Here is a 22,233-nt window from a genome sequence, read left to right on the forward strand (position 1 = left end):
TAGCTATTTATCGATAAAGCGATAAAAACTCTTGCAGAGCAATTAAGTCTATTTAAGCCTGAAGGTCACGATTGATACCTCATGCTATCTAGATTCAATATCTACTGATTTTTGTGATCTACCTAAGGTTTTAATTATGTCAGATAACAAACGGGGCATCGTCCGCTATGAGGACGTAGGGGACGATTATTTAGAAAAGCGGCGGTTACAACGCAGTGCCGGATGGGTGTTGCTCTGGGCACTCGGTGTTGGAGCAGTGATTTCCGGTGACTTTTCGGGTTGGAACTTTGGCCTGGCAGCCGGTGGGTTTGGGGGGCTGGCGATCGGCACCTTTTTAATGGCCGCCATGTATGTGTGTATGGTCTATAGCATTGCCGAACTATCCGCCGCATTGCCACACACGGGTGGTTTCTATTCCTTTACCCGCAATGCATTCGGTCCATTGGGTGGTTTTATTTGCGGAGTCACCGACACGATTGAGTATGTGATCACACCTGCGGTGGTCGTTTACTTCATCGGCGCTTACATGCAAACGTTGATTCCCAACGTACCTGTTCCGGTTTGGTGGGTTCTGTTCTATGCAATTTTTGTATTCATTAATATTCGGGGTGTAGAACTAACGTTGAAAGTGGGTCTGGTAGTGACGGCGATCGCCGCTGCCGTTCTGCTCATCTTCGCCCTTTCAGTCATCTTCTCTGGCAAGTTTGACGGTAGCCTGCTATTCAACATTCCACCTGAGGCAGCCAATCCAAACTGGCTGCCTTTTGGTTGGGGAGGGGTGTTCAAGTCACTTCCCTATGCCATCTGGTTTTATCTGGCGATTGAGCAACTTCCTCTGGCCGCAGAAGAAGCCCATGATACGGTGCGTGACATTCCTAAAGCGTTGATTTGGGGCATTATTACGCTCTTAGTGCTGTCCTTGCTGGTACTGGTGTTGAATCCGGGTCTACCGATTCAGTACACAGCCGCCGACGGCGCAACCTTTACTGGTGCAGCCGCTGTGGGCAAAACAGGGGCTCCGATCGCAGATGGCTTCAAAACCATTTTTGGTGATGGACTGGTGTTTCAAATCCTGACCATTGCTGCATTGGCCGGTCTAATCGCCAGCTTCCACACCATCATCTATGCTGCCGGGCGGGTTCTTTTTGCCCTCTCTCGCGCTGGCTATTATCCTCGCTGGATTTCAATTGTGAGCCGCTGGCATACACCTGCGATCGCCCTGATTTTGAGCGCTCTGGTAGGACTTGCCTGTGCCTTTCTGATTCAGTTTGGTGGAACCACGGTAGGACCAGCTCTACTGAATATGGCCGTATTTGGCGCAGTCATTTCCTATGCAATGGTGATGATTGCCTACATCAAGCTCAAGGTTGATCGTCCCGATCTGGATCGCCCTTACCTCAGCCCCCTGGGAATTCCCGGTGCAGCCATTGGTGCCGTTCTATCCATTGTCGCCTTATTTGCCTGCTTCTCTGATCCGGCCTATCAGCCAGGTGTCTGGGGGGTGGCAATTTTCTTAATTGCAATGGTTACCTATTTCCTGATCTACTCCCGCAAGAAACTCGTGCGACGAGCCCCAGAAGAGGAAAATGCCCTGATTGCCAGAGCCATGCAGGAAATTGAACAGCCCGAAACGCTTAGTAAATAGGATGAGATAGTGAATAGGATGAGAGTTGGAGAAGAAGCCAGGAGGTAGAAGAAGTTGTTAGTTGTTGATTGTTGGTTGTTAGAGAGAGGTGAGGGGTGATAGGGAGGGTTTGTCCATTTTTTTTGTGGCAATCCTGGAAAGGGAGTCGAGGGAATCAGGGTTTCAAGGAGTTAGAACCCCATTTCCAGAACACTCTCGATAGCTGAAGCCCCTGATCCACCAACAATTGACACAAAATTCTGAACAGGCTCGGTTTCGAGGAGTCAGAGCCCCGTTTCTAGAACACCCTCATGGAGTAGGGAAATCCCCTATCACCCCATCACCCCATCACCCTATCACCCTATCACCCCTCCACTCCCCCACCCTCCCACCCACTCCCTTCCTCTCCTGACTTCTGGCTTCTACGAATAGATTGGCATTAGAAAATGGAAAAGTTACTGATTGCAGGCGATCGCGTCCCCACTGTTTCTGGACAGACAACCCAACTAATCGATCCAGCAACGGGTGAAGCCTGGATGGAAGTGGCAGCCGCCGGAGTTGAGGATGTGGATCGGGCCGTGCAGGTTGCGGATCAGGCACGGGCAGGGTGGCGTCGGGTAAATTCCCGCGATCGCACCCAGATCCTGCTGCGCCTGGCTAATCTGATTCGGGAGAATCGGGAAGCTCTGGCACAACTGGAAAGCCGCAACGTTGGCAAACCGATCCGCGATGCCCGCGATGAAGTGGATCTGGCCGCCGATTGCTTCGAGTTCTATGCCGGAACCGTTAACAAGTTTGGTGGTACCGTCAACCCGGTTGCGGCGGCAGGCACCAGCCTGACCTTTCGCGAACCGATTGGAGTGTGTGGCCTGATTGCTCCCTGGAATTTCCCGATCGCCATTACCTCCTGGAAAGTAGCTCCTGCCCTGGCGATGGGCAATACGATTGTGCTCAAGCCTGCTTCCCAGACGCCATTGACTGCTTTGAGATTGGCAGAACTGGCACTGGAAGCAGGTGTTCCCGCAGGAGTTTTCAATGTTGTACCGGGACCGGGTAGTGTAGCGGGCAACGCACTCGTTCGCCATCCCCTTGTCCGCAAAGTCTCATTTACAGGTTCTACTGAAATCGGCACGCAAGTGATGAAGTTGGCAGCCGATGACATTAAGAATGTCACGTTGGAATTAGGTGGCAAATCTGCCAATCTCGTATTTGTCGATGCCGATCTGGATAAAGTCATTCCCAAAGCAATGTGGAGTGTGCTGGGAAATGCTGGACAGGACTGTTGCGCGCGATCGCGCCTGTTGCTGGAACGTCCCCTGTACGAAGAATTCCTCTACCGCCTCAGCAATGAGTTCAAAAAACTGAAATTAGGAATGCCATTGAACGACGATACAGAAATTGGACCGCTGGTATCATTTGGGCATCGCGATCGCGTCCAGGAATACATCGAAATTGGCAGAAAGGAAGGCGCAACGCTGGTTTGTGGAGGTAACATTCCCGCTCAAACCGATTTGGAAAAGGGTGCGTTTCTGCAACCAACTATCTTTGCCGATGTCAAACCAAACTCACGCATCGCTCAGGAAGAAATTTTTGGTCCCGTAGTCTGTGCAATTCCCTTTGATCATGAGGAAGAAGCTATTGCGATCGCCAACAACAGTTTCTATGGGCTTTCCGGCTCCATCTGGACTCAAGATATTAGCCGTGCTTTACGCGTTGCAAAAGCGATTGAAACTGGCGTGATCTCCATCAACACTGGGCACAGCGTTCACCTCGAAGCTCCCTTCGGTGGCTACAAACGCAGCGGTATTGGACGCGAATTGGGATTGGCAGTGCTGGCTCATTACAGCGAATTAAAGAGTGTTTTCATCGCTGATTAGAGCTATATAACGATCCTGCTTGAAATTTGAACGGGTGCAGGGGTGGAACCCCTGACTGGAGGCGCAGCCCCCACACCTTCTTAAAATCAACGTCCTAAGCAATCTGGCGACAGCTATATAGCGGTAGTCGTTATGGTTAAGACGGGGTGAATCCCAGGCTGGGGGCGAAGCCCCTACTCCCTCTCTAATTCCAATGTCCTAATGCACCTGCGTAGAGCTATATAGCTATAGACAGGACTATTTAGGACACAGCATCCTTCAGAACCGATTCCATCGTCTGCCTTAAGGAACTGAAACTAGACAAGCTTTTGCGAATGCGACTTTTCAACCAAGCCCAACACTCTCAATCGAGTTTGTCAAATTTTTTGTGGCAATGCTGGAAAGGGGGTCGAGGGAATCAGGGTTTCAAGGAGTCAGAGCCCCGTTTCTAGAACACCCCCCACTCCATCATGCTCCTACTCTCCCACTCATCCACCCATCCACTTCCCATTCCCAACTCCTGGCTACTGATTCCTGGCTACTGATTCTTGTCTCCTGACTCCTCCCCCTTCCCCCTCACTTCCCCTAAACTAGATATGACAACTTCAAAAAGCACCATAACCCCCTATCCCCTCTTCGTTCACTCCCCGATATAATTTGCTTCACTGTTTGCGATCGCAAATTTCCTGAAAACCCATATTTATAGACTCCACAAATAGACTCCACAAAACTAATAAAGCTTTATTACTCATCAGAGCATTTCATAGTGATCCTCGTTCTACCCATCCACCCATGCGCCCACTTAGATTTGCTCACTATTGACTGCTCCCATTCTTATGACTGCTCCCATTCTTAATAAGAGGCCTTTTTATTTGCCAATCTTTTCCATCTCGCCTCAAGGATCACTATGCAAGTACAGGATCTGCTAGAGCGTTATCAACGAGGAGAGCGGGACTTTTCCCATGTTGACCTCAGCGGAGCCAACTTGAGCGGAGTCAACCTGCGAGATATAAACTTTACAGGGGTTGACTTAACGGGGGCAAACTTGAGTTGGGCATTCTTAACCCGCGTCAACTTGAGCGGAGCCTGCCTGAGACGAGCAGATTTGCGCAACGCTTCCCTCAACCATGCCATCCTCAACCAGGCAGCACTTAGTGGAGCAAACCTTAGCAAAGCAGACCTGCGGTTAGCCCAACTGCAACAGGCTGACCTTAACTGGGCCATTCTACAGGAAGCAGACTTGACGGGGGCAAACCTCCAGGCCGCAAAACTCGATCAGGTCAATCTAGAACGGGCAAAACTCAGCGGTGCCCAACTGACCTCTGCTGAACTGATGGAAGCGAATCTGCGCCGCGCCAATCTGGCTGGCGCCAAACTCGATCAGGCCAACCTGCGCGAAGCTCATTTGGAAGAAGCTAACCTGCGAGAAGCTAGCCTCGTCGGTGCCAACCTGATTGAAGCCAACTTGAGCGGAGTATACTTGCGACAGGCCAACCTGCGCGAAGCAGACCTGCACCGCGTGATTTTGACTGGAGCTGACCTGAGCGAAGCAATCTTAGGTAGCGCTGATCTTAGCCGGGCAAATTTAGCTGGGGCCTATCTGCTTAAAACCAATCTTCATAAAGCTCACCTATTGCGAGCAAACCTTCAAGACGTTTTTCTTTTACGGGCTGATCTGGAAGAAGCTAATCTGCGAGGTGCAGACCTGCGCCGGGCAGACCTCAGCGGTGCCTACCTGAGCGATACCACCCTGAGTGAAGCAGACCTCACAAATGCTTACCTGCTAGAAAGTCATCTCATCCGCACCAACCTGGATGGGGCACGGGTGACGGGCTGTTGCATCCACAACTGGCATATCGAAGACCTGGACTTATCCAAAGTGGATTGCCGTTATATCTTTACCCAATTCAACTACCAGACCAAAAGCCCAACAGAACGCTACCCCGCTGGGCGGGAACTAGAGCCAGGAGAGTTAGGGCGCCAGTATCGGCAAGATGGACCATCCATTGAGGTATATTTCACCGAGCCTCCTAACTGGCAAGCTCTGGCCTTTACTCTGGCCCAGTTGGAGTTGGAAAGCCACGAACTGAACTTAACAGTTAAGTCCTACGAACGAGTCGAAGATAATTACCTGCTTCGCCTGGCAGCTAATCGCCTGGTGAATGCCAAGGTTGTGATCAGACGGATTTTCCAGATTTATCCAGCGATTTTGCAGCGCCTTTTGTCTAAACAGGCTGAGCTATTTCGATTGTTAGAAATTGATCGCCATTTTGGAAACCCGAATTTGGCACTGGAACCCCCTCCCCAACCTGACGAGTTGCCCCCCAAATCGCTGCCCTCCGCTGATCGCCGAGAGCGTCTTTACCAGGAAGTCGTGCGTCAGATTCAACACATCATGATGTCACAGGCACCTGAGCAATTTGTTGAAAGTGTGCAAAATTTGCTGGATTTCCTGAATCGCCAGGGAATCTCAACCGAAGAAATTCAAAAGAAAATCATCGGACGGGTAATTGCCCAACGGGCAAAACGCGATTGCGGCTTCCGCGAGCACCTATTGCGATGGGAAAAAACTGCTGCCGAATCCGCTCGGCTCTCAACCGTAGGGCAGGCCGTCAGATTAGCGATCGCCCTCCTCTGGACCCAATCTCAACAATCTTAAAAGGACTCCTAAATCGCTAAAGGAGTGAGAGTGGAGTGATAGAGTGGATGACGTAGATGGGTAGATGAGTATTTCTGTACTAGCAACTAACAACTAACAACTAACCCTGCCACCTGCTATAGTGCCACCTGCTATAGATTTGCAGGATCTCCATCCTTAAAGTTTGATAAACCTTAGTCGGTTTAGGGCTAGAAGCGGGATCAAAGGCGTTAGATTTTGGGATGAGCCGTCAATACTTAACTGGATGCTCAAAGGTGTGGTGTGTGCATCTCCCGATGCGTCGTTTTTCATGCTGAGGAGAAGGAGTAGGCATGGTTAAGAAATCACCTGTGTTTGAAAAGAACCGATCCCCAGTGCTGGCATCAGCAGTACTGGGGTTTTTAATGACTGGGCCTACCATTGCCCATACAGTACCAGCAACCGGGCAGCCAGCAGAGGCATTCTCGGCAACCACTTCAGAAGTTCCCATTTCCAAAAACCTGGCAGACGCCAGTCTTGCCGACCAGCCTGTCACCAACACCAGAGACCTCATAGCTGCGGATATGGTCCCCAGTGCTGATGGCATGGAGCAAGTCACGTCCGTTTCCCAACTAACAGATGTCAAGCCAACAGATTGGGCATTCCAGGCACTACAATCCCTGGTTGAGCGCTACGGCTGCATTGTCGGCTACCCAGACAAAACCTTTCGGGGCAACCGCGCCCTGAGCCGCTATGAATTTGCTGCCGGTCTCAACGCCTGTATGGATCGCATTAGCGAGTTAATTGCTGCCGGAACCGCTGATCTGGCTCGCAAAGAAGATCTGGTTGCCTTGCAAAAGCTACAAGAAGAATTTGCCGCAGAACTGGCAGTACTGCGCGGCAGGGTAGATGCTCTGGAGGTTCGTGCAGCAACCCTGGAAACTCAACAATTCTCAACTACCACCAAATTATTTGGACAGGTCATTCTGGGTGTGCAGGGACGGAATGAAGCAAAGGTGGATCTGGCAGGGTTTCGGTTCAGTGATGATTCCGATCAAATTAACGTCATCAGCAATATTCAGCTCAGTCTTTATACCCAGTTCAGCGATCGCAGCCTTCTATTAACCGGGCTGCAAGCAGGTACAGGCAGAAGCTATGGTGAACAATTGTTAACCAATGACGTACTCCTGGGATACGAAGCAGATACGGGTAATCGAGTTCAGATTAGTGACCTCACCTACCGCCATTTGATTGGCAACAACTTTGCCGTCATTGCCGGAGCTGCCGGAGTTAACATGGTCAACGTTTTCCGGGGCGCAAACCGGGTCGAGAGTGCAGGATTTGGTCCCATCTCCCGCTTTGCCCAACGGAATCCCATCCTTAACATTGGTGGTGACGGTGCGGGGGCTGGTTTTGATTGGCAAATTACCCCCACCATTTCACTTCAAGGAGTTTATACCTCTAACCGGGCAGAAGATCCCGCCGATGGCGGCCTGTTCGGCGGACGCAATGGTGCAACCACCGCGGGTGCCCAACTTACCATTAATGCCTTCAACGCCGTTGATATTGCCCTGAACTATGTCAATGCCTACTCTCCCTCCGGTTTCCTGGGTACCAGCGTTGGCGACGATCAACTGGCACTGCCCAACCCCTTCACACTGCGTGCTCCCATCAAAACCAATGCCTTTGGTGGAACAGTTTCCTGGAGAGTAGCCCGCTGGCTCACCGTCGGAGGTTGGGTTGGTTACACGACGTCAGATTTGAAAGGCTTCAGCGGTCGTGTGGAAACTCTGAATTGGATGGGCTTCCTCAACTTTCCCGACCTGGGTGGACCAGGCAACTTAGGAGCAATCTACGTCGGGCAACCACCACGCATTATCAGCAGCGACTTACCAACAGGAAGAAACGTCCCCAGCTTTGTTACGGAGGGGAATGTCCTGGCTGGCCCCGGCGACCAACCAGGTAGAACCACCCACGTTGAAGCGTTTTACCGTTTCCGGGTGTCAGATAACATCAGCCTCACTCCCGGTGTGATTGTCATTTTCAACCCAAGACACAACGACAATAACGACACCATCACAATCGGTGTCCTGCGAACGACTTTTACCTTCTAGGTGCGATCGTATAGCTATAGCCACCAGGCTTAGGACGGGATGCAGGGGTGGAACCCCTGGCTGGGAGCACAGCCCCCAACCCCCCTTAAATCCAATGTCCTAAGCAACCTGGCGACAGCTATAAATAGTGATGGCAGTAGGCCAGCAGGTGATGGGGTGATGGAGTGGATGAGTGGACGGGTAAGTTATGAGTTTTAAGTTTTGAGTTCTCAGTTGTCCCAATCCCTATTCTCTGACCCCCAGTCCCTATTCCCTAGCCCCTATTCCCTGACCCCTGGCTTCTTTCCTCTTTTCTCCCCTCTCATAAAGGCAGGATCAATCCAGATCTCAGTATTAACACTGTGCTCAGAAAAACCAGTACAAAACTATGATCTGGTAACCCTGTTGCTGGCTAAATAGATAAATTTTCTGTGAACTGAGACAGGTTCAGGAACTTTTTTTAAGAGCAGTCGCTCTTGAGATTATTAGGTAAAATTCATCACTCGTACCTACCGCATCTCAAACTGAATTTACCTGGCAGGTCTTTTTTGCTACCGAAGCGCTGATCCTGGATTGGGGTTCGGAATTGTTTTGGCGACAAAATTCCCCCTGTTGAGTCCTTTCAGGAAAAGCGATTTCCTTCAAACACGCTATTTGCGGTGCATTTCTAATCCATTCAACCAATGCTGGAGGATTCTACTGTGAAGAATTACACGACGCGATTTACCGCTTGTTTAGGAATGTTGGCGGGGAGTTGGGCGATCGCAACCGCAGCCCATGCCCAAATTCCAGTGACCGGGGGGCAGGCCACTGGGGATGCTGCTTTCTTTGTGCCTGGAACCACCTCACCCAGCGGTTCTCCCATTCTGTTTGACACCGCCATCAAAACGTTGAGAATTGTTACCCCTAACGGCACCTCTACAACTTCGCGTTTCATTCCCAGCGCTGCCGATTTTACCGACGTGAATGGCAATAGCCTGCCCGACAGTGGCGATACCGGAAGATTGGCAGGAACCCTGTCAGGGGTTGCTTTTTCCAGCAATGGCAGTCCCGTTTTCTTCCAGGGAATCCCAACCAACTTTAGTTTTACGTTAAACACGTTTAACCCGGCATTTCTTCAGGGTGGAACCCTGATCAGCCCGGCTGAGGAAGGGGCGGCGCCTCTGATTTTCCTGCCCATTGCACCCATTACCCTTTCGCCCCAATCCAGTACTTCCTTCACGACTGATCAGGGGCAATTACAGGTTGGACCATTCTCCGCTACCCTGACTGGAGATAGCATCGGCTTACCTTCCAACCTTCAATTCCGTGCCTCCAGCGATGTGGCGATCGTGCCAGTTGAACTGGGGCGGCGAATCAAGTTTGACTTTGAAGGGCAGAACGTGATTCCCTCATTTGCCGATTTTGATGGGGACACACTGGAGTTTGAAGGTCCAACCACCCAGTTCAAAGTGCAAAGCGTTGGTACTCCGGGAACACGTGAGTTCAAAATTGAAGGGTCGATCGCGAATCTGGCTATTCAGATCACCTCTCCATTTGACGTTAAGGAAAATTCCCTGGATCTGGCAATAGCAACCGGTCCACTCAAGTACTCAATTAAGGGCGAGGGTCCTGGCTATGTGGCGTTCGGCAACAGTTCGGTGAGCTTCACTGGCACTGCCAGAAAGGATACCGAATTCAAGTTTGAACAGGGCAATCAAAAGTTCGAAGGCAAAAGCATCGGCAACGTTGCCTTCAATCTCATAACTGGTATTAACGGTACTGTAAACTTCGTACCCTTTGTTGGAGTTAATAATAACGGCACTGAGTTTAATGTTATCCAAACTCAAACACTAATCAACAACACGACCATCATCTCCACCAGCACCACTACAACCAGCGTTGCCTTTACCAATGTGGTACTGAACCCCTCGACGACCTATATCCGGCTCTTCAATCCTTCCTTACTGGTGGTTGACCGGGATGATGATGATGACGATAACAATGACGATATTGTCTACGGCAACCTGACTTACACGATCTACCAGGGAAGTCTTCCCGCTGTGGTGGTTGTAGAGCGTGATGATGATGGTCGGATCATTTTTGTAGAGCGTGAGCGTGGTCGGGGTCGGGCATTAGGTCGCCGCAGACGGGTTATTGCGGCTTATCAAGAAGTTGGATTACCTAGCCGAGTCTTTCCTGGACTGGTTGGATTAAGACAGCTCCCGCCAGAGGAAATAAATACCACTGGTGATGATGACGATTCCACTCCCCCCCCTGGAACTACAACAATTCCTGGTACGACAACTCCTGGTACCACCCCCCCTGGAACCACGACGTCCCCCGGAACAACCACGCCGTAGTCGCATTTCTAGTTGTCGGTAGAAGTGGTCTGTCAAGACTGTTTTGAGGTTTTTCAACCCCTCAAAACACCCTGGAAATAGATTTTATAGATTTGAGCTACCCCTTAAATCTATAGCTATAGCCACCAGGCTTAGGACGGGGTATAGGGGTGGAACCCCTGGCTGGGGGCGCAGCCCCACCCCCCCTTAAAACTGATGTCCTAAGCAACCTGGCGACAGCTATATCTTGACGGACGAATAGGTTTGAAATCTTGACGGACAAATAGGTTTGAAGGAGATGCCTGTTCAGGCGTCTCCTTACCCTAATGAATGCTCAGTCGCTAACCAGGCGCGCAGCACTTCTGCCACGGTCCATGCTTGAGCAATGCAACCATTGGGGGTCATGGGCGGGTCACCATCAAAGATTTCGCTCAAACTGCCAGTTCCATGAGCATAAAAGTGGTTTTCCATCGGCTCTAAAAACGCGCGAGCCTGAGTTGGATTCCCATAGACTCGCAGGTAAGCCAGAACAAAGGGACCCAACAGCCATCCCCAAACGGTCCCCTGGTGGTAGGCTCCATCCCGTTGTCGCTGATCACCACCATAACGCCCCTGGTACTTGGGATCATCGGGAGCCAGCGATCGCAAACCATGGGATGTTAGCAATGTTCGAGCGCAGATATCCACCACGCTGCGTTGTTGAGACAGACTCAGGGGGCTTTCGGGTAAAGAAACCGCAAAGATTTGATTGGGACGAAGGGATGCATCATCTCCTTCTGGACCATCGAGTACGTCATAGCAGTAGCCCAGGTTGGGGTTCCAGAAGCGAACAAACCTTGCCTGGGCGCGATCGGCGATCGCCTCATACTCTTGATGAGGTTTACCCACCCGGCGGGCCAGCTTTGCCATAGTTCGCAGAGCATTGTACCAGAGGGCATTGACCTCTATTGGTTTACCAATGCGGGGTGTAACTACCCAATCTCCTACCTTGGCATCCATCCAGGTAAGCTGCACACCCTGCTCTCCAGCATAGAGGAGCCCATCAGCGGAATCGAGGTGAATATTGTAGCGGGTACCCCGGCAGTGCCAGTCGATAATGTCTGCTAGTACAGGGAAAAGTTCTTGCACCAGGTCATCGTCTTCTGTGACACCATAATAGGCACGCACCGCCTCAAAATACCAGAGGGTTGCATCGACAGTGTTGTACTCAGGCACTTCCCCCTCATCGGGAAAACGATTGGGGATCATTCCCTGATCGACATAACGGGCATACGTTCTCAAGATCGAGCGGGCAATTTCGGGACGACCTGTGGCTAGCGTAAGACCGGGGAGGCTGATCATTGTATCGCGCCCCCAATCGCCAAACCAGGGATATCCGGCAATAATGGTTTTACCACTGGGTTCGTCAAAAGATGGGCGGCTAACAACAAACTGGTCAGCGGCTAGTACCAGGCGGTTTGCAAAGGCTGGAATTTCCTTGGCGTCCACGGGGCGATTGCTCTTCCACAGCCCCAGTAATTTTTGTTCATAGTTACGACGGATCTTCAACGCCGCCTCGCCTTCTAACTCGGATCTTTGTTCTGTGCTGGCGACTAGGGTAAGGGTTTCCCCCGGTTGGAGGGTGGTTTGAAAAGTTGCGGCGTGCAGGTGATCATCATGGTTATCTAATCCGCGACTACGTTCAACAGCCAGGTCATAGCCGTAATACCAATCGTGAAAAGGGGTAACTTCGGCGCGATCGCTCATGAGCCTCAGCGGCACAGCATCAGGAAAGGCTGAGATATCGACTCCGCGATCGATTGGTAAAATCGTCATTCGCCAGCCGTTGCCCCGCGTGCTGCTGTGATGGTCACGATAGTTGACCATTGCCTTTACTGTCAGGGTTAGCGGTTGGGTTGCCCGCAGCAGTTGATAGTAGACATAGGTTGTGTTAGCGCCCGGCTGCATCCACACACGCTTTTCCAGCAAAGCATCAGCACAGGCATAACGCCAGGTTGGAATGGTTCCCTCCAGACTAAACCGCTCAATATGGCGGTAACCATGGGGACCAATGGTGCTATCCGACCAGCGATTGGTGTGCAGGGAATAGAAGCGATCGCCATACAGCACGGTGTCATCCAGCTTGGCCAGCATTAAAGTTCGTCCCAGGGGGGGCTCTAACGCCGCAACCAATAATCCGTGATAGCGCCGGGTCAATAGACCTGCCACCGTGCCAGAAGCGTAACCACCTATTCCATTAGTGACCAGCCACTCCCTTGCTTCTGCTTCATTCAAATTGCCACAAACTTCCCGTCCAAAATTGATCCCCACTGGCATAATCGCCTCTCCCTATCAACCTCCAACTGTCCATTAACCTTCTGACCCAACGACAAATTAGGTCAAATGCAATCCCTGTAAGAAGCCATTCTGCATTATGCTTCCACCGAATCCGATGGGATCACTGTATCTATAGGAAAATTTAGGTCTCTAGAATGAGCCAACAGCCGATAGAGGCTTAAATTTCGATGAGAAGAAAGGCGGTTACGTAATATATAGCGGTAGTCATTATGGTTAGGACGGGGTGCGGGGGTTCCACCCCTGGCTGGGGGCGAAGCCCCCACTCCCTCTCTAATTCCAATGTCCTAACGCACCCGCGTAGAGCTATAGCAATCCTATTTGGATTAGGAGAAAGTTTAGATTAATGAGAAAGGGTTCCTATGGAGCCCTTTCTCATAAAGCCTCTCAATAAAAAAAGGTGGGGAAGCCGCCTAACCCCACCCAGTAAATTTTTGGAGCTGTTATGTAGTCATTGAATCTCTTGTAAAAAAACTAAAAAAAACTAAGATTTAATCCACTGTTGCGGGTTGGAATCTTTTACCCATGCGTAACCGTTGCAGAGCAGCCATGAGGTCGCCTCTCCCTGGGTGGGAAAGGTGCGGAGGGGAGTAGAAGCTGAGTTGTTGTCGCCAATGGAAACGATCTGAAATCGCTCAGCGGGAATGTCTTCGCGCTTAAGGACAGTAACGATTTGAGTCGAAACAGAAGAGTGAGTGGCTAAGGACATTCGCTGAACTCCAGACTGGTAATGGACTACTCTGCTTTAATAAAATCATCCCGAACCCTTTCAGTGCAAGGGTTTGAGGCAATCAATTCCTTTGCCTGACTATAGATTGAGCACTATGGTTAGGGAGAATCCTCCCCTTTCTCTGGTTTAAGTAGGGGAAAAGCAATAACGTCCCTAATGCTGGGGCTATCAGTCAACAGCATTACCAGACGGTCAATTCCAATCCCCAGACCACCAGTTGGGGGCATGCCGTGTTCCAGGGCGGTCAGAAAGTCTTCGTCCACGCTGTGGGCTTCCAGATCTCCAGCGGCTTTGCGATCGGCCTGGGCTTCCAGGCGCTCTCGTTGATCAATCGGGTCGGTCAATTCTGAGAAACTGTTTGCGGTTTCCCGCCCTACAATGAATAGTTCAAATCGTTCAACTAGGCCTGGCTTAGAGCGATGAGGTTTCGCCAGGGGAGAAATTTCGACTGGGTAATCCAACACGAATGTGGGCTGGATGAGGGTTGGCTCTACCTTTTGCTCAAAGGCTTCATTGAGCAGTTTACCGATTGATTCACAGTCATCAATATCAGTCAGCCCAGCCAGCTTTGCCGCTGCTTTAGCTTCCTTCAGGGTTTCAAACTGGGTGAAGTCTAGACCCGTTGCCTGCTTCACCAGATCGTGCATGGTGATTCTGCGCCAGGGAGGGGTCAGGTCAATAGTTTCCCCCTGGTAGGTAATCTTGAGGGTGCCTAGCACATCTTGAGCGGCGGTGGTGATGATGGCTTCGGTCAGCCGCATCATGTCCTGGTAGTCCGCGTAGGCCTGGTAGACTTCAATGGTGGTGAACTCTGGGTTGTGCCGGGTTGAAATTCCCTCATTACGAAAAATCCGTCCCAGCTCAAATACCTTTTCAAATCCCCCCACAATCAGCCGCTTTAAGTGCAGTTCAGTGGCGATCCGTAGGTATAACTCCATCTCCAGCGTGTTGTGGTAGGTGATGAAAGGGCGAGCCTCTGCGCCGCCTGCTTCAGTCTGAAGGACAGGGGTTTCGATCTCAATGAAGCCTTGCTGATCCAAGTAGCGGCGGATGGATGCGGTAATTAGTGCCCGCCGCCGGAAGATTTCTCGCACATCTGGGTTCACGATTAGATCGACATAGCGCTGGCGATAGCGCTTGGCCACGTCGGTCAACCCGTGCCACTTGTCTGGTAGAGGCAGCAAGGATTTGGTTAGCATGGCGTATTGACCCACTTTGACGGACAGTTCTCCCCTAGGAGTGCGTCTGAGGGTGCCTTTGACGCCAATAATGTCGCCAGCATCCGTCAGCTTGACTAAATGATCAAAGGCATTGGGAGTGTCTGCCATTCCCTGCTCCAGTTGGGATCGCTCAATGAAAAGCTGGATTTTGCCTGTCTCGTCTTGCAGGTCAAAAAAAGCCAGATTTTTTCCGCTGGTTCGCCTGGTTCGGATGCGTCCAGCAATTGCAACTTCAGTTGGATCTTCTTCCCCATTAGGAAGATCGGCAAATTTGGCTTGCAGTTCCGCCGCATGGTGGGTGACTTCCCAACGGTAAGCATAGGGAGTTTGCCCTACCTGCTTCAGTTGCTCAACCTTTGCCAGCCGGGTGGCACGGATTTCTTCTAGAGTCGAGGCGCTTTGAGGTTCGGGGGTTCGATCGCGAGACATAGAAAATAGTTTTAAGCTGGCACAGGAGCAACCCTGAATCCTCTGACGAACGGCTTGAGCATTGCTGCCTCAATCCAAAACATCAGATCAGGAGACTATTCATTCTAATTTGAATGCAAATTTAAATGATAGGGATAAAGGGCAGATGGAAGGATTGGAATTAGAAAATTGTTCGTTCAGTGAGGGGTGAGGGAGTGATAGGGGAACGGGGTGATCAGGTGAGATTTCTACTCCTTCCCTCCCACGCCCTGAACCTGCTCAAAACTCAAACCTGAGAGCTCAAAACTTTTCTTTTTTGTTTGCATACCAGGCCAGGAATTTTGCAGAATCTTTAGAGATAGATAAAGTTTGTCCAAAAATTTTCTCTGAAGGGGACAAAACTTCTAACTTATTTGTAGCCGACATTGATTTTGAACCCCTAAATTGAACCCAAGGCAACGTTGATGACCCACCCATTCCTCCAACGCCTCTATCATCCTAATCGCCCCGTCATTGTCTTCGATGGCGCGATGGGAACCAACCTGCAAACACAAAATTTGACCGCAGACGACTTTGGAGGATCTGAGTACGAAGGCTGTAACGAGTATCTGGTGCAGACAAAACCCGAAGCTGTTGCCAAGGTTCATCGTGATTTTCTGGCAGCGGGAGCAGATGTCATTGAAACCGATACCTTTGGTGCAACCAGTATCGTACTGGCGGAGTACAACTTGGCAGACCAGGCATACATTCTGAACAAGAAGGCTGCAGAGTTAGCCAGGAGAGTGACGGCAGAGTTTTCCACTCCAGAGAAGCCTCGGTTCGTTGCCGGGTCTATGGGTCCTACCACTAAACTACCGACCCTGGGGCACATTGACTACGACACCATGAAAGCGGCCTTTTCAGAACAGGCAGAGGGTCTGTGGGATGGCGGTGTGGATCTGTTCATTGTGGAGACCTGTCAGGATGTGCTGCAAATTAAGGCTGCCCTGAATGGGATTGAGGAGGTCTTTGCGAAAAAGGGCGATCGCCGCCCGTTGATGGTTTCCGTCACGATGGAAATTCAGGGCACGATGCTGGTAGGCTCCGATGTGGCAGCCATGCTAACCATCCTGGAACCTTACCCCATCGATATCCTGGGGTTAAACTGCGCCACAGGTCCAGACCGGATGGCAGAGCACATCAAATACCTGTCCCAACACTCCCCCTTCGTGATCTCCTGCATTCCCAATGCGGGCATACCCGAAAATGTCGGTGGTCATGCTCATTACAAGCTGACCCCAATGGAACTGCGGATGGCTCTCATGCGGTTTGTGGAAGATTTGGGAGTGCAGGTAATTGGCGGCTGTTGTGGAACCCGCCCTGACCATATCGCCCAATTAGCAGAAATTGCCTCCTCCCTCAAGCCAAAGGAGCGCCCCATCCGCAAGAATTTTGAACTCTCAGTAAGGAGTTCTGATTCCACTCAAACCTCAAACCTCAAACCTCAAACCTTCCCTAATCCCCGCCCTGCCCTCAATTACATTCCCTCCGCCGCATCCATCTACGCCTCCCAACCCTATGACCAGGACAATTCCTTCCTGATCATTGGCGAACGGCTCAATGCCAGTGGGTCTAAGAAGGTGCGCGAACTGCTCAATGCGGAAGACTGGGATGGCCTGGTGGCGATCGCCCGTGCTCAGGTGCGGGAAGGTGCACACATTCTGGATGTCAACGTTGATTACGTCGGGCGAGATGGGGTGCGGGATATGCACGAACTGGTTTCTCGTCTGGTTACTAATGTCAACCTGCCCCTCATGCTGGACTCCACCGAATGGGAAAAGATGGAGGCTGGACTGAAGGTGGCCGGGGGCAAGTGCATCCTCAACTCCACCAACTACGAAGACGGTGAACCCCGCTTTTTGAAAGTACTGGAGATTGCCAAAAAGTACGGTGCGGGTGTTGTGGTTGGCACCATTGATGAAGAGGGCATGGCAAGGACTGCCGAGAAGAAGTTTCAAATTGCCCAGCGGGCCTACCGTCAGGCGCTTGAGTTTGGCATCCCTGCCCACGAAATCTTCTTCGATCCTCTGGCATTGCCGATCTCAACTGGTATTGAAGAAGACCGGGCCAATGGACGGAGCACCATTGAGGCAATTCGGATGATCCGGCAAAACCTGCCCGGTTGCCACATCATCTTGGGTGTTTCCAACATTTCTTTTGGCCTCAGTCCGGCAGCACGAATTGTACTGAATTCAATGTTTTTGCATGAGGCAGTGCAGGTAGGAATGGATGGGGCGATCGTAAGTGCAGCAAAAATCTTGCCCCTGGCAAAAATTGACCCTCAGCACCAAGAGATCTGTCGCCAGCTCATCTATGACCAGCGCCGATTTGAAGGGGATGTTTGTGTCTTTGATCCGCTCACGGAATTGACCAGACTGTTTGAGGGAGTTTCGGCAAAGGATGCCCGTTCAAAAGATTCCTTAACGGATCTTCCTATTGAAGAACGCCTCAAACGCCACATCATTGATGGCGAGAGGATTGGGCTGGAAGATGCCTTGGCCGAAGCACTGAAGACCTACAAACCGCTTGACATCATCAACACTTTTCTGCTGGATGGGATGAAAGTCGTAGGAGATCTGTTTGGCTCCGGGCAGATGCAGTTACCCTTCGTGCTGCAATCTGCTGAAACCATGAAAGCAGCCGTTGCTTACCTGGAACCCTTTATGGAGAAATCGGAAGCCGATGGCAACGGAAAAGGGATCTTTATCATTGCAACTGTAAAAGGCGATGTGCATGACATCGGCAAGAATCTGGTAGACATCATCCTGTCTAACAATGGCTATAAAGTGATTAATCTAGGCATCAAACAGCCTGTCGAAAACATTATCGAAGCCTATAAGCAGCACAAAGCCGACTGCATTGCCATGAGCGGTCTGCTAGTGAAGTCTACTGCTTTCATGAAAGAGAACTTGCAGGTGTTTAATGAGCAGGGCATCACTGTTCCTGTCATCTTGGGGGGAGCCGCCCTTACACCCAAGTTTGTCTATGAAGATTGTCAGAACACTTATAAAGGCAAAGTCATTTACGGCAAAGATGCCTTCTCAGACTTGCATTTCATGGACAAGCTGATGCCAGCTAAGGCTGCAGGCAAGTGGAATGACTTGCAGGGATTTTTGGATGGGGAAGATGGTTCCGAATTCTTAGTTCTGAATTCTCAATCCAGGGAAGAAGCTCAGGCTGCTGATGAAACTCAAAACTCAAAACTCAAAACTCAAAATTCAGAGATTGAGGATACCCAACGGTCTGAAGCGATCGCCCCTGATATCCCACGCCCCACGCCCCCCTTCTGGGGCACGAAAGTCCTCAACCCAGAAAATATTCCCTGGGATGAGGTGTTCTGGTACCTGGATTTGCAAGCATTGATTGTTGGACAGTGGCAGTTCCGCAAACCCCGTGAACAGTCACGAGAAGAATATGATATCTTCTTGCAGGAAAAAGTCTATCCCATTCTGGAGGAATGGAAACAGCGAATCGTTAGCGAAAACCTGCTCCATCCCCAGGCAATCTACGGATATTTCCCCTGCCAGGCAGAAGGAAACTCCTTGCAGGTATATGACCCGGTAAAGGCGTTTGGCACAACCTCCTCACTGGAACCCATCGCCACCTTCCAATTTCCCCGGCAAAAATCCCTGCGCCGCTACTGCATTGCCGATTTTTACGCACCTAAAGAATCGGGACAAATGGACGTGTTCCCAATGCAGGCCGTGACGATGGGCGAGGTTGCAACAGAGTATGCTAAAAAATTGTTCGACTCCAATCAGTATACGGATTACCTCTACTTCCACGGGCTGGCTGTTCAGTTAGCAGAAGCCCTGGCAGAGTGGGTTCATGCCCGCATCCGGCGAGAATTGGGCTTTGGCGATGAAGATCCGGACAACATCCGGGATGTGCTGGCCCAGCGCTATCGTGGCTCCCGCTACAGTTTTGGTTATCCGGCCTGTCCCAACATTCAAGACCAGTACACCCTACTGGATTTACTGGATGCTAAACGCATTCATCTGCATATGGACGAGAGCGAACAGCTTTATCCAGAGCAATCGACAACAGCAATTGTGGCCTACCATCCGGCTGCCAAGTACTTCAGTGCTTAGTACAGCAAAATGAAAGTTTTGTTAGGGGTGCAGGGGTTCCCCCCCTGGCTGGGGGCGAAGCCCCGACTCCCTCTTTAATTCCAATGTCCTAACGCACCTGCGTAGAGCTATATCTGCTATATCCTGGACTCAGGCACATCTAAACAGAACCATGACCAGGAGACGATCCTTTCTCGTCAGCTTCCTGGGGCTTCCGTTGCTTGCCTACAAAGTTGGCGAGATTCAGTTCACTACCGGGCAAATCCGGCCTGAGGGAGGAACAATGAAACTCGAAAGCGCGGCATTTGCTGCCAGCAATCTCATTCCTGCTCGATATACTTGCGATGGGGAAGACCTTTCTCCACCCTTGAACTGGGATGATCCACCAGAAGGCACCCGCAGTTTAGCCCTGATCTGCGATGACCCCGATGCTCCCAGAGGTACTTTTGTCCATTGGGTGTTTTACAATCTGCCTGCCGACCTGCGCCAAATGCCAGAGGGAGTACCTGCCCAACCCCAACCCCCGGTGGGTGGTATCCAGGGCAAAAACGATTTTGGGCGATTAGGTTATGGCGGTCCTTGCCCGCCCAGCGGCACCCATCGCTATTTCTTCAAGCTCTATGCCCTGGACCAGACCTTGAATTTAGCCCAGGGAGCAACCAAAGCTGAGTTACTTCAAGCAATGAATGGGCATATTCTGATTAGTGCTGAACTAATGGGGCGTTACGCACGACAGCGATAACCATAACGCTTATGTAAGTAGCCAGGCGCAATTAAATTGAGAATAATTTCGGGGGTTGGAGTGCCCCCCGGTCAGGGGTTCCCCCTTTGTACCCGTCCTAACTGCAATAACTACCGCTGTCTTAGGGAAGAACCTTAGCGAACTTCAGCAGATCGGACAGCGTGTACTTACCAGCCGCAGCACTGGGCAACGACGGTGCCCAACCGGGGACGTTCAGAATAGAATCTTCGCTGCGACGGGCCAGACCAATTAGTACCTCTGCCACGATGACGCTACCAACAGGACCGAGACGCTGCCCCCCAGCCAGAGCAGCGGCTTCAACCAGGATGTAATACCAGAGCGGTGTGCGCTCCAGGAAACCACCCTGCCGCAATGCGTTGACCTGGTCCTGGCTGGCGGCTGCCATCTCAATTTGAGCCGGGCTCAGGATGGGAATTTCTAATTTTCCTTTTGCCTTTTCTTGCAGGGCAGAAGCAACTGCCTGTCCGGTTGGCATTCGCAGCAGATAGCCCCGCAGCAGGTTGCGGACAGCTAGACGGGCACCGTCTCCCGGTTCTGGATTGCCGGGTGCATTGCCATCCAAGTTTCCTAACGCATCCCTCAAGTTAAACAGCGGTTCTACTAATTTGGTGTCAATGCGGCGAGCTTTGTTGAATGGCTTGCCTGCATCTACAAAGTTCTCCCACTCGATGATCCAGTTATCGGGCAGGGTGTCAAAGTCTCCCAGTTGTCCGCTTAGAGCAGAAAAGGTGAACAGTAGATCGAGGGTTGCTGGAAATGTGTTTGGTTCACCGCTCTTGTTGAAGTTGAGGTTGAAGTTGTAATCGGTCCGCACCATGCTGTGCCCAAAGCGGTAAGCGGCGACGGTGAACTCCAGCGGCAGGTAGAAGCGCTTGCCCATTGCGTCATAGACCTGATTACCGTGCTCCAGGATATAGTCTACAATCCGGGGGTCTACAATGCGCTTCAGAAAATCGTGCAGCACGATGTACTGGTAGTGCTGGCGCAGAATGGTTCGGGCTTCGTTGAAAGTTTTACCCTGGTCAACCAATGCGTTGTGGGCCCGCAAGAACGCGACATGCAACTGGGCAATGATAGTGTTTTCATCGTTCCGGGGGTCACCGATGAGGGCGGCGCGATCGCGCTTAAAGTCTTCATTCCGGGGTTCACGGGGAAGATCGTTATTGTCATCTTTCTCCTCTGGACGACGAGTGGGTTTTTGACTGCTATTCAGCGGAGTCACTTTGCCGACCAGCAGCTTGTCTGGGTTATCGGGGTCGCGGGGGGCAGGCAGGCCATACACGCTGTCCAGATCCAGAGTTGCCGTCCGAATATTCCGGAGCTTTTGGCGCACTTCTGCCAAGGGCATCGGAGCCAGGTCAGGACTCAGCAATTTTGGCAGGTCTGCTGACATCGTTTCCAGCGTAATATCATGGTCAATGAACTGCCCCAAATAGGTGTAAGCGGCGGGAATGTTGGAATCTCCAATGCTGGTATTATCAGTGTCACGCATAGTGCGACCCAGGTTGATCAGGTCGTCGCGAGTTTTGCGTGATTCCGGCAGCAGGTTCTCAGAATCTTTCTGGAGGTACGAAAACAGATAATCAAAGTCTTGTAAATCGATCGGTTGAGCCGCTGCAAATACAAGCGGTACACTTTTGCTGCAATTGACAAGTGCGTCAAAGGCTTCTTGATAAGCCTCTAGGGTGATCACTGCTCCGTGGAGTAAACGTGCCATAGAGAATTCCTCGATGAATCGGTGTTTTTAAGATTTGAAGTTTCGGGACCGAAGGAGCTGCAGGTGCCTTGAAAACAACATCTCAGGCAAAAGCGTGATTTGCTATCGCAGTTGTTGCTGCTTCTTGCCCATTGCGACTCCTGGAAAGATTGCCTCGTCAGGCAAAGTAACCCCACAGCAAAGCTCATTAAATTAAACAGAGAGGTCAGTAGATGGTTACAGCTATAGCCACTAGGCTTAGGACAGGGTGCAGGGGATCCATCCCTGGCTGGGGGCGAAGTCCACACACCCCTTTAAAGCCAATGCCCTAAGTAATCTAGCGACAGCCATAACTGACCTCCGGGTTTGATCCTGACTTTGCTGGAGGTAACGGATCGAAGCAACTTCACTCTAAGCAATGGAGGAAGCAGTGACAGTACCCCCTGAGGGTACTTATTCGAG

General features: G+C 51.2%; 11 protein-coding genes. 7 read left to right on the forward strand and 4 right to left on the reverse strand.

What is annotated here, in order from left to right; all coding sequences use genetic code 11:
• Positions 1-136 precede the first annotated feature (136 nt).
• The 5 genes from eat (at position 137) to P4D80_RS03425 (ending at position 10,532) form a co-directional block, all read left to right on the forward strand.
• Positions 137-1,645, forward strand: coding sequence for an ethanolamine permease (eat, locus tag P4D80_RS03405; RefSeq protein ID WP_421657443.1), 1,509 nt, complete (start codon positions 137-139; stop codon positions 1,643-1,645).
• 425 nt (positions 1,646-2,070) lie between these two features.
• Complete coding sequence (locus P4D80_RS03410) at positions 2,071-3,501, forward strand: aldehyde dehydrogenase family protein (RefSeq protein ID WP_421657444.1); 1,431 nt, start codon at positions 2,071-2,073, stop codon at positions 3,499-3,501.
• Positions 3,502-4,387: 886 nt separating this feature from the next.
• A complete protein-coding gene (locus tag P4D80_RS03415) occupies positions 4,388-6,139 on the forward strand; it encodes a pentapeptide repeat-containing protein (protein WP_421657445.1) in 1,752 nt (583 codons plus the stop codon).
• Positions 6,140-6,522: 383 nt separating this feature from the next.
• Complete coding sequence (locus tag P4D80_RS03420) at positions 6,523-8,211, forward strand: iron uptake porin (RefSeq protein WP_421657446.1); 1,689 nt, start codon at positions 6,523-6,525, stop codon at positions 8,209-8,211.
• 662 nt (positions 8,212-8,873) lie between these two features.
• Positions 8,874-10,532 (forward strand): hypothetical protein, encoded by a 1,659-nt coding sequence (locus P4D80_RS03425; protein ID WP_421657447.1) that lies wholly within the window; start codon positions 8,874-8,876, stop codon positions 10,530-10,532.
• Between the two features lie 297 nt (positions 10,533-10,829).
• Here P4D80_RS03425 and P4D80_RS03430 read toward each other — a convergent pair whose 3' ends face one another.
• From P4D80_RS03430 to lysS, 3 genes are all read right to left on the reverse strand, one after another.
• Positions 10,830-12,827, reverse strand: coding sequence for an amylo-alpha-1,6-glucosidase (locus P4D80_RS03430; protein ID WP_421657448.1), 1,998 nt, complete (start codon positions 12,825-12,827; stop codon positions 10,830-10,832).
• A 502-nt stretch (positions 12,828-13,329) separates the two neighbouring features.
• Positions 13,330-13,554, reverse strand: coding sequence for a hypothetical protein (locus P4D80_RS03435; RefSeq protein WP_421657449.1), 225 nt, complete (start codon positions 13,552-13,554; stop codon positions 13,330-13,332).
• A 119-nt stretch (positions 13,555-13,673) separates the two neighbouring features.
• Positions 13,674-15,224, reverse strand: coding sequence for a lysine--tRNA ligase (gene lysS / locus P4D80_RS03440; RefSeq protein WP_421657450.1), 1,551 nt, complete (start codon positions 15,222-15,224; stop codon positions 13,674-13,676).
• Between the two features lie 443 nt (positions 15,225-15,667).
• On the opposite strand from lysS, the gene metH reads away from it, so the two are divergent.
• Positions 15,668-19,333, forward strand: a complete 3,666-nt coding sequence (gene metH, locus P4D80_RS03445) for a methionine synthase (RefSeq protein ID WP_421657451.1) — start codon at positions 15,668-15,670, stop codon at positions 19,331-19,333.
• 262 nt (positions 19,334-19,595) lie between these two features.
• Positions 19,596-20,054, forward strand: coding sequence for a YbhB/YbcL family Raf kinase inhibitor-like protein (locus tag P4D80_RS03450; RefSeq protein WP_421657452.1), 459 nt, complete (start codon positions 19,596-19,598; stop codon positions 20,052-20,054).
• A gap of 121 nt (positions 20,055-20,175) precedes the next feature.
• Here the strand turns inward: P4D80_RS03450 and P4D80_RS03455 are convergent, their stop codons facing one another.
• On the reverse strand, positions 20,176-21,792 hold the full coding sequence (locus tag P4D80_RS03455) for a peroxidase family protein (RefSeq protein WP_421657453.1): 1,617 nt from the start codon (positions 21,790-21,792) through the stop codon (positions 20,176-20,178).
• Between the last annotated feature and the right edge of the window lie 441 nt (positions 21,793-22,233).

It is taken from the genome of Leptothermofonsia sp. ETS-13 (genome assembly GCF_049200465.1).
GTDB lineage: Bacteria > Cyanobacteriota > Cyanobacteriia > Leptolyngbyales > Leptolyngbyaceae > Leptothermofonsia.

Coding starts and splice junctions, on each gene's coding strand:
- P4D80_RS03420 (WP_421657446.1), top strand. CDS start 6,523: ATGACTGGGCCTACCATTGCCCATACAGTACCAGCAACCGGGCAGCCA.
- eat (WP_421657443.1), top strand. CDS start 137: ATGTCAGATAACAAACGGGGCATCGTCCGCTATGAGGACGTAGGGGAC.
- P4D80_RS03425 (WP_421657447.1), top strand. CDS start 8,874: ATGCTGGAGGATTCTACTGTGAAGAATTACACGACGCGATTTACCGCT.
- P4D80_RS03415 (WP_421657445.1), top strand. CDS start 4,388: ATGCAAGTACAGGATCTGCTAGAGCGTTATCAACGAGGAGAGCGGGAC.
- metH (WP_421657451.1), top strand. CDS start 15,668: ATGACCCACCCATTCCTCCAACGCCTCTATCATCCTAATCGCCCCGTC.
- P4D80_RS03450 (WP_421657452.1), top strand. CDS start 19,596: ATGAAACTCGAAAGCGCGGCATTTGCTGCCAGCAATCTCATTCCTGCT.
- P4D80_RS03430 (WP_421657448.1), bottom strand. CDS start 12,827: ATGCCAGTGGGGATCAATTTTGGACGGGAAGTTTGTGGCAATTTGAAT.
- P4D80_RS03435 (WP_421657449.1), bottom strand. CDS start 13,554: ATGTCCTTAGCCACTCACTCTTCTGTTTCGACTCAAATCGTTACTGTC.
- lysS (WP_421657450.1), bottom strand. CDS start 15,224: ATGTCTCGCGATCGAACCCCCGAACCTCAAAGCGCCTCGACTCTAGAA.
- P4D80_RS03410 (WP_421657444.1), top strand. CDS start 2,071: ATGGAAAAGTTACTGATTGCAGGCGATCGCGTCCCCACTGTTTCTGGA.
- P4D80_RS03455 (WP_421657453.1), bottom strand. CDS start 21,792: ATGGCACGTTTACTCCACGGAGCAGTGATCACCCTAGAGGCTTATCAA.